This window comes from Microbacterium sp. Soil_N32, from assembly GCF_057655505.1.
This window is the reverse complement of the sequence record NZ_JBDGME010000013.1, coordinates 144,163-152,436: the sequence shown is the minus strand read 5'-3', so window position 1 is coordinate 152,436 and position 8,274 is coordinate 144,163. Positions and strand designations below refer to the sequence as shown.

Below are 8,274 nucleotides of genomic sequence, written 5' to 3'. Positions count from 1 at the left end.
GGCGCGGGGCGCAGGGCGCGGGGCGGGGGCGGGGCGGGACGCGCGAAGGCCCGCTCCGTGCGTGACGGGGCGGGCCTTCGGACGAGCGGTCGCTAGGCGGTCAGGGTGGGGACCTCGTAGCGACGCGGGGTGCCGAACCGGTGCGCCGAGATCGACACGGCCTGCTCGCGCAGGAAGGTCAGCATCTCGATGCGGCCAGCGCTGAGCACCGGGTTGCCGTAGACGGCGACGGCCGGGGAGCCGCCCGTGCGGGCCGAGGTGTCGGCGAGGTCGCCGCCGATGAGGCGGATGCGCCCGCCGGTCTGCGCGAGGCGTGCGGCGCGAGCCGTCCAGACCGTGTCGTTCTCGACGGCGACCGTGACGCCGGCGGCGCGCAGCCACGCGGTCACCGACGCCGGCAGCTCGCGGGCGGTGCTGACCGTGATCGACGCGCCCGTGCGCAGGCCGGCGGCGAGAACGCGGACCGCGTGCAGCGGAGCTGCGTCTTCGACGCGGACCGTGACCGGGACCGCCTGGTAGCGCAGAGCATTCTGCTCGGTCTCGAGGCCCGTCGCGTCGACCACCGCCCCGAACTCCGACTTCCATGCCGCGACATCGGTCGACAGGGCACCCGACAGCCAGGCGCGCTCGTCGTCGGAGACGTCGCCGGCGGCCCGGAGCGCCGCCTTCGACAGGGCGTCGGCGGGGGCATCCGCGCTGACCGGGGCGTCGACCCAGTGCGAGAGACCGATGAGGTAGCTCGGACCACCGGCCTTCGTCCCCGCGCCGACTGCCGCCTTCTTCCATCCGCCGAACGGCTGGCGCTGCACGATCGCGCCGGTGGTGCCGCGGTTGACGTAGAGGTTGCCGGCCTGCACGTTCGCGAGCCACTGGGCGACCTCGTCCTCGTCGAGCGAGTGCAGACCCGAGGTGAGGCCGTAGTCGATCGCGTTGACGAGGGCCGTGGCCTCGTCGAGGGTCTTCGCCGTCATGATGCCCAGCACCGGTCCGAAGTACTCGGTGAGGTGGAACGGGCTGCCGGCGGCGACGCCGTCGCGGATGCCGGGGCGCCAGTACTGTCCGGCGTCGTCGAGCTTCTCGGGCTTCAGCACCCAGCTCTCGCCCGACTCGAGGGTCGTGAGGGCGTGGAGCAGCTTGCCTTCGGCCGGTCCGATGAGCGGCCCGATGCGGCTGGAGCCGTCCCACGGCGCGCCGACCTTGTACGAGCCGACGGCGTCGACGAGCTGGCGACGGAACCGCTCGCTCTCGGCGACCGTTCCCACGAGGATCACGAGCGACGCCGCCGAGCACTTCTGGCCCGCGTGGCCGAACGCCGAGTAGGCGACGTCCTTCGCGGCGAGGTCGAGGTCGGCGCTCGGGGTGACGATGATGGCGTTCTTGCCGCTCGTCTCGGCGAGCAGCGGCAGGTCGTTGCGGAAGCCGCGGAACAGCTCGGCCGTCTCGTATCCGCCGGTGAGGATGACGCGCTCGACGGCCGGGTGGCTGATGAGCTGCGTGCCGAGCTGGCGCTCTTCGAGCTGCACGTACTGCAGGACCTCGCGGGGCACGCCCGCCTCCCACAGCGCCTCGACCATCACGGCACCCGAGCGCGCGGCCTGCGCGGCGGGCTTGATGACCACCGGCGACCCGGCGGCGAGGGCGGCGAGGGTCGATCCTGCGGGGATCGCGACGGGGAAGTTCCACGGCGGGGTGACGACCGTCAGGCCGACCGGACGGTGCTCCGCGCCGGGGATCTGCTCGGCGCGCTTCGCGTTCTCGGCGTAGTAGTGCGCGAAGTCGATCGCCTCGGAGACCTCGGGGTCGCCCTGCTCGAGCACCTTGCCGGCCTCGGAGCCCATGACCTCGAGCAGGTCGGCGCGGCGCGCCTCGAGCACGTCGCCCGCCCGGTGCAGGATCTCGGCGCGACCTGCGGCACCGAGCGCACGCCAGGCCTCGCCCGCGGCCACGGCCTCGTCGATCACGGCGTCGAGGGCCGCGGCATCCGACAGGGTGTGCGTGCGCACCGTCTCGGCACCCAGCGTCGACGCCTGCATGCGCGAACGGATGCCGTCGCCCCATGCGCGGTTCGCAGCGAGGCTCGGGTCGGTGTCGGGGGTGTTCTCGAAGCCGTCGCGCGGGGCCGGCGTGGGCGCCTGCGTGCGGTCCTGGGTGCGGTTCGGCCCGGGGACCTCGGTCGGCATGGAGGCGATCGAGGCGCGGAAACGGTCCCGCTCACGGGCGAACAGCTCGGGGTGCGTGTCGAGGTCGAACACGGCCGACATGAAGTTGTCGGTCGACGCGCCCTCCTCGAGACGGCGGATGAGGTACGCGATCGCGACGTCGAACTCGGCGGGGTGCACGACCGGCGTGTAGAGCAGGAGCGAGCCGACCGTGCGGCGCACGACCGCGGCCTGGGCCGACGCCATGCCGAGCAGCATCTCGAACTCGATGCCGGCGGTGGCACCGCGCTGCTCCGCGAGCAGCCAGGCGAGGGCGATGTCGAACAGGTTGTGGCCGGCGATGCCGATGCGCACGTTGCCGATGCGGTCGGCGTGTAGCGCGTAGTCGAGCACGGCCTTGTACGAGGCGTCCGACGCCTCCTTGCTGTGCCAGGTGGCGAGCGGCCAGTCGTGCGACTCGGCGTCGACGCGCTCCATGGGGAGGTTCGCGCCCTTCACGACGCGCACCTTGATCGGCGCTCCGCCGTCGGCCACGCGGGCCGCCGCCCACTCCTGCAGGCGGATCATGGCGCCGAGGGCATCCGGCAGGTAGGCCTGCAGCACGATGCCGGCCTCGAGCCCGCGGAACTCGGGGCGCTCGAGGATGGTGGTGAAGACCGCGATCGTGAGGTCGAGGTCCTTGTACTCCTCCATGTCGAGGTTGATGAACTTGCCGCGCTTCACGGCGATCGCGTACAGCGGGGCGAGGGCGTCGACCGCGTGCGCGACGGCGTCGTCGAAGGCCCACGGGCTGTGCGGCGCGACGGTCGACGAGACCTTGATCGAGACGTAGTCGACGTCGTCGCGCTCGAGCAGGCGGCGGGTGCCGGCGAGACGGCGGGCGGCCTCCTCCTCGCCGAGGATGGCCTCGCCGAGCAGGTTCACGTTGAGGTGCACGCCGTCGGTGGCCTTGATGCGGGCGATGGCCTTGCCGAGCTTGGCGTCGGTCGCGTCGACGATGAGGTGGCGCACCATGCCGCGCAGCACGCGACGGCTGATCGGCACGACTATGCCGGGGAAGGCCGGGGCGAGGGCGCCGCCCAGCTTGATGAGGCCGCGTAGCGCCCCGGGGAGGAACGCGGGGGTGAGCGGCACCAGGTCGCGGAGGTTCGCGGCGGCGACCTTCAGGTCTTCGGGGCGCACGACGCCGTCGACGAAGCCGACCGTGAAGTCGAGTCCGTGGGGATCGCTCAGCACGCCGGCGAGCCGCTTGGCGGCGGTGTCGGCGGGCACCTCGCGGCTCTCGACGAGCCAGCGCTGCACGAGCGCGACGGCGTCGTCTGCGAGGGCGGCGAGCTCGTCGTGCCCGGTGGGGACGGCCGCGGCGCCGGGAGCGCTCGGGGCGGGAGTGGTCTGCGTCATCGGGATCCTCTGCAGGTCGGGCGCGCTCGCGCGCGTGCGTCGAGTCTCAGTGTGCGCCCCGGCATCCATTATGAAAAGCGAACGTTTACGATGGATACCGTTCGGTCCTATCGATGAGTTGCGAGGTCAAGATGTTCGAGCTGCGCCGCCTGCGCCTGCTGCACGAACTGCGTCTGCGCGGCACGATCGCCGACGTCGCCGCGGCGCTCGCGTTCAGCCCGTCGACGGTGTCGCAGCAACTTGCGCAGCTCGAACGCGACGCCGGGGTCGCCCTGCTCGAACCGGACGGCCGCCGCGTTCGGCTCACCGCGCAAGGCCGGCTCCTCGCCGATCACGCGGCCCGCGCACTCGAGCTCGACGAGGCGGCACGCGCCGAGCTCTCGTCGTCGCAGCACGCCCCCAGCCGGGTGCGCATCGCCGTCATGCCGACGGCCGCCGAGGCTCTGGTGCCGGTCGCGCTCACGCTGCTGGACGAGCGGATGCCGGGGCTGCGCCTCGAGATGGTCGAACTGCCGCCCGAGATCGCGCTGTTCGAGCTGCAGGCCCGCGCCTTCGATCTGGTCGTCGCCGAGCAGTATCCGGGTCACTCGCGGGAGATCAGCGAGGGGGTCGACCGCACGCTGCTCGGGCGCGACCCGATCCGGCTCGCGGTGCCGCGCGACGACCGCGCCGACGGACTCGCCGATCTGCACGACCGGGCATGGGTGCTCGAGCCGCAGGGGGCGGCCGTGCGCCGGTGGGCCGTGCAGCAGTGCCGCGCCGCCGGTTTCGAGCCCGACGTGCGGTTCGAGGCGACCGACCTCGTCTCGCACGCGCGGCTCGTCGCCGCCGGCCACGCGGTCGCGATGCTTCCCGATCTGGTGTGGACGGCGGGGCGGTCGAGCGTGCGGCTGCTCGATCTGCCGGGATCGCCCGTGCGCGAGATCTTCGCCGCAACACGTTCGTCGTCGCGCGACAGCGCTGCGGTGGTCGCCGTGCGCGACGCCCTGGCCGACGCGCTGGCTCGGCACGACCCGCGCTGACAGCCGCCGCGGTTGTCACGGGCGACCCGCATTGTCAATCCCATCGCCCGCTCGACAGGCCGGTGCGAGGGTGGCACTCCACCGACCCACAGATGAAGGGAGATGCCATGAGCGGCACCGACGACATCAAGAACAACGCCGAGAAGCTGGCCGGAAAGGTCAAGGAGGGCGTGGGCAAGGCCACCGACAACGAGCGCCTCGAGGCCGAGGGCCACGCGGACCAGACCGACGCCTCCGTCAAGCAGGCGGGCGAGAACGTCAAGGACGCCGGCCGCAACGTGAAGGACGCGTTCGACCACTGATCCCCCGGGCTGCGCTCTTCGCGCAGCTGCGCCGGACACGGAGAAGGCCCGCCACTCGGGCGGGCCTTCTCTTCCGGCTCTAGCTGCGGCGGCTGCCGGTGATCGATCGGAGCAGCCACGCGATGACGGCGATCGCGAGGAGCACCAGACCCACCCACAGGAGGAACTGCAGCGACTGCACGAGTCCTCCGGTGATCGCGAGGATCACGGCGACGACGATGACGATGATGAGGAGGATGTTCATCGTTCTTCCCTTCTCTCCGAGGCGGGCGCCCCGATTGCTGTGACTGTCACGGTAACCATCGGAGCGGCCCGCAGCAGAGGGGGTTGACGAGGACACCTCGACGATGCCATGAGGAGGGATCATGCCCGGAGGGCGTAACAACTCGCTGAAGGACCCCGAGCTCTACGAGGAGCTCCGCGACGACGGAGCCTCGAAGGAGAAGGCCGCGCGCATCTCGAACGCGGCTGCGCGCGACGGGCGCAAGAAGGTCGGAGCGCGCGGCGGCAAGAGCGGCGACTACGACGACTGGACCGTCGACGAGCTCAGAAAGCGCGCCAAGGAACTCGGCATCACCGGGTACAGCGGCAAGCGCAAGGCGGAACTCATCTCGATGCTGCGGAACCACTAGGCGACCCCGGGTGGCGCGCTTCGGCATCGAAGAGGAGTTCGTGCTCCTCGACGAGGACACCCTCGTTCCCCTCGTCGTCGTCGACGGCATCCACCAGCGGCTGCAGGCGCCGACCGGTGGCGGCCGCGTGATGGCCGAGTTCCTCACCTCGCAGTTCGAGTGCGTCACCGATCCACTCACCACGACCGGCGAGGCACGTGCGCAGTTGCGCACGCTCCGCGGCCTGATGAGTGCGCAGGCCGCGCCGGAGCATGCGATCATCGCCGCCACCGGCACGCCGTTCGCGACCACACGACGCGTGTCGATCTCGCCGTCGCCGCACTACGACGTGGTCGCCGCGCAGCTCGCCCACATCACGCGCGGGCACGAGGTGAACGGCCTGCACGTGCACGTCGAGATCCCCGACGACGACGAACGCGTGCGCGCCCTCAATCGGGTGCGCGGGTGGCTGCCGGTCCTCTCTGCCCTCACCGGCAACAGCCCGTTCATCGAAGGGCTCCCCTCGGGATACGCGAGCTGGCGGAGCATCCTGATCCGCCGCTTGCCGACGTCGTGGTGCCCTCCGCTGGTCGCCGACATCGCCGACTACCACGCGCATGTCGACCGTCTCATCGCCCTGGGTGCGATCGCCGAGGCGTCGTCGCTGGGCTGGGCCGCCCGGCTCTCGGATCGCTACCCCACCGTCGAGGTGCGCGTGAGCGACACGCAGCTCGACGTCGACGACACGCTCTTCGCTGCGGCGCTCACCCGGGCGATCGTGCTGAGCGACGACGAGCGGGTGGCCCCCGGTGCGATCGACGGCATCGACGCGTCGCTCTGGATGGCCGCGCGCTACGGCATGGACGCCCGCCTCGTCGACCCGACGAGCGACGGCGTCGCGGATGCCTGGGCCATCGCCGAGCGCATGCTCGACGCCGCAGGCCCCGTGCTGCAGGAGCACGGCGACGCCGAGTTCGTGGCCGAGCACCTGGCGCGGATCCGCACCGACGGCACCGGAGCGCAGCGGCAGGAGAAGGCCTACGCCGACGGCGGCCTGGCCGGACTCCGGGCCCTGTATCACCAGGGGACGGCGGCGCGCGAGGAGTGATCGCCGGGACGGTGGCGTGAGGCATCCGACGGGCGGCCAGCGTCGCGGGCCGGGGGGCTGCGCGACTGCGGGCCGGGCGTCGGCGGCCGGGAGTAGTGTTCGCCTGTGAGCTCCTTCTCCCGCACGCAGCGTCTGGTCATCGCGATCGCGGTGCTCGCCTCGTTCGTGACGTTCCTCGACGGCACGGTCGTCAACGTCGCACTGCCGGCCATCAGCCGCGAGCTCGGCGGGGGCATCACCACCCAGCAGTGGGTAGTCGACGCGTACCTCATCACGTTGAGCGCGCTGATCCTGCTCGCCGGTTCCGTCTCCGACGCCTATGGGCGCGTGCTCGTCATGCGGGTGGGACTCATCGCGTTCGGTGTCGCGTCCGTCGCCGTCGCCGCCGCACCCGACCCGCTGGTGCTCATCATCGCGCGCGCCGCACAGGGCGCAGCGGGCGCGCTGCTCGTGCCCAGCTCGCTCGCCCTCATCACCGCGACCATGCGGTCCGACGTGCAGTCCCGCGCGATCGGCGTGTGGACCGCGTTCACCACGGCCGCGCAGCTGGTCGGGCCGCTGCTCGGCGGGGTGTTCGTCGACTTCCTGTCGTGGCGCTTCGTGTTCCTCATCAACGTGCTGCCGATCGCCGTCACTCTCGTGCTGCTCTCGCGGCTGCGGCTCGACGAGCATCCGAGCGGACGCGGCGTCGACTGGTGGAGCGGCGCCCTCTGCGCGACCGGGCTCGGAGCCGTGGTCTTCGCGCTCATCGAGCAGCCGAACTACGGGTGGGGGTCGCCGGTGATCTGGATCCCGGGCGCCGTCGGCGCGGTGCTGTTCGCCTGGTTCCTTCTGCGGCAGCGCGGTACAGGGTCGCCGCTCATGCCGCTGTCGCTGTTCCGCGTGCGCGACTTCGGCTGGGGCAACCTCGCCACCCTCTTCGTCTATGCCGCGCTCTCGCTCAACGGCTTCGTCGTGGGCGTGTACCTGCAGCAGGGCGCGGGGCTGAGCGCGACCGCCGCGGGGCTGGCGAGCCTGCCGATGACGGTGCTGATGATCCTCGTCAGCTCGCGCGCCGGGGCCTGGGCGGGGCGATGGGGCCCGCGCATCTTCATGACCGTAGGGCCGGCGATCATGGCCGTGGGCGCGCTCATGCTGCTGACCGTGTCGGCCGACTTCGACTACTGGTGGCAGGTGCTGCCGGCGATGATCGTGATGGGCCTCGGGCTCGCGCTCACCGTCGCGCCGCTCACGGCGGCGATCCTCGGGGCGATCGACCAGGAGCGCTCGGGCATCGCCTCGGCCGTCAACAACGCCGTCTCGCGGGTCGCGGGCCTTCTGGTCGTCGCGATGCTGTCGACGATCGTCGGCGGATCGCTCGACCTCGGCGGCTTCCACAACGCGGCGTGGGTGACCGCCACGCTGCTCGTGCTCGGAGCGCTCGTGTCGTGGATCGGCATCCGCCGCAACCCCGCCGAGGCCTCCACCCCCGCCGAGGACCCCACACCCGCCTGACCCGGACTCCCGCGCCCCCGCGCCCCCCGCGCTCCCCGCGCTCCCCGCGCTGCGGGATCGATATGTCACGTTCAGAGGGGCTGAGAGGTGCGATATCGATCCCGCAGCGGGGGTGGACCGAGGTGCGGGGCAGGGGGGGCAGGGGCGGGGCGCAGGGGCGCAGGGGCAGGGGTGCGC

At 72.1% G+C, this 8,274-nt stretch carries 7 protein-coding genes; 5 read left to right on the top strand and 2 right to left on the bottom strand.

Annotated features, from left to right (window positions below):
- Positions 1–92 precede the first annotated feature (92 nt).
- A complete protein-coding gene (locus AC3A3J_RS03235; RefSeq protein ID WP_487670914.1) occupies positions 93–3,560 on the bottom strand; it encodes a bifunctional proline dehydrogenase/L-glutamate gamma-semialdehyde dehydrogenase in 3,468 nt (1,155 codons plus the stop codon).
- A 131-nt stretch (positions 3,561–3,691) separates the two neighbouring features.
- On the opposite strand from AC3A3J_RS03235, the gene AC3A3J_RS03230 reads away from it, so the two are divergent.
- A complete protein-coding gene (locus AC3A3J_RS03230; RefSeq protein WP_487670919.1) occupies positions 3,692–4,582 on the top strand; it encodes a LysR family transcriptional regulator in 891 nt (296 codons plus the stop codon).
- A 107-nt stretch (positions 4,583–4,689) separates the two neighbouring features.
- Complete coding sequence (locus AC3A3J_RS03225) at positions 4,690–4,884, top strand: CsbD family protein (protein WP_487670913.1); 195 nt, start codon at positions 4,690–4,692, stop codon at positions 4,882–4,884.
- 79 nt (positions 4,885–4,963) lie between these two features.
- On the opposite strand, the gene AC3A3J_RS03220 is transcribed toward AC3A3J_RS03225, so the two are convergent.
- Positions 4,964–5,128 carry a hypothetical protein gene (locus AC3A3J_RS03220; protein ID WP_487670912.1) on the bottom strand — a complete coding sequence of 55 codons (165 nt, stop codon included), beginning with the start codon at positions 5,126–5,128 and terminating at the stop codon, positions 4,964–4,966.
- A gap of 121 nt (positions 5,129–5,249) precedes the next feature.
- Here AC3A3J_RS03220 and AC3A3J_RS03215 point away from each other — a divergent pair, with 121 nt between their 5' ends.
- From AC3A3J_RS03215 to AC3A3J_RS03205, 3 genes are all read left to right on the top strand, one after another.
- Positions 5,250–5,516, top strand: coding sequence for a DUF7218 family protein (locus AC3A3J_RS03215; protein ID WP_314649561.1), 267 nt, complete (start codon positions 5,250–5,252; stop codon positions 5,514–5,516).
- Positions 5,517–5,526: 10 nt separating this feature from the next.
- Positions 5,527–6,603, top strand: a complete 1,077-nt coding sequence (locus AC3A3J_RS03210; protein ID WP_487670911.1) for a carboxylate-amine ligase — start codon at positions 5,527–5,529, stop codon at positions 6,601–6,603.
- Between the two features lie 105 nt (positions 6,604–6,708).
- The gene (locus tag AC3A3J_RS03205) at positions 6,709–8,097 is read left to right on the top strand and encodes an MFS transporter (protein WP_487670910.1); all 1,389 of its coding nucleotides are present in this window, start codon (positions 6,709–6,711) and stop codon (positions 8,095–8,097) included.
- Positions 8,098–8,274: the final 177 nt, after the last annotated feature.

What these genes read in the sequence shown, in the direction of transcription:
- AC3A3J_RS03235 (WP_487670914.1), bottom strand. Translation starts at nt 3,560, where the DNA reads ATGACGCAGACCACTCCCGCCCCGAGCGCTCCCGGCGCCGCGGCCGTC.
- AC3A3J_RS03230 (WP_487670919.1), top strand. Translation starts at nt 3,692, where the DNA reads ATGTTCGAGCTGCGCCGCCTGCGCCTGCTGCACGAACTGCGTCTGCGC.
- AC3A3J_RS03225 (WP_487670913.1), top strand. Translation starts at nt 4,690, where the DNA reads ATGAGCGGCACCGACGACATCAAGAACAACGCCGAGAAGCTGGCCGGA.
- AC3A3J_RS03220 (WP_487670912.1), bottom strand. Translation starts at nt 5,128, where the DNA reads ATGAACATCCTCCTCATCATCGTCATCGTCGTCGCCGTGATCCTCGCG.
- AC3A3J_RS03215 (WP_314649561.1), top strand. Translation starts at nt 5,250, where the DNA reads ATGCCCGGAGGGCGTAACAACTCGCTGAAGGACCCCGAGCTCTACGAG.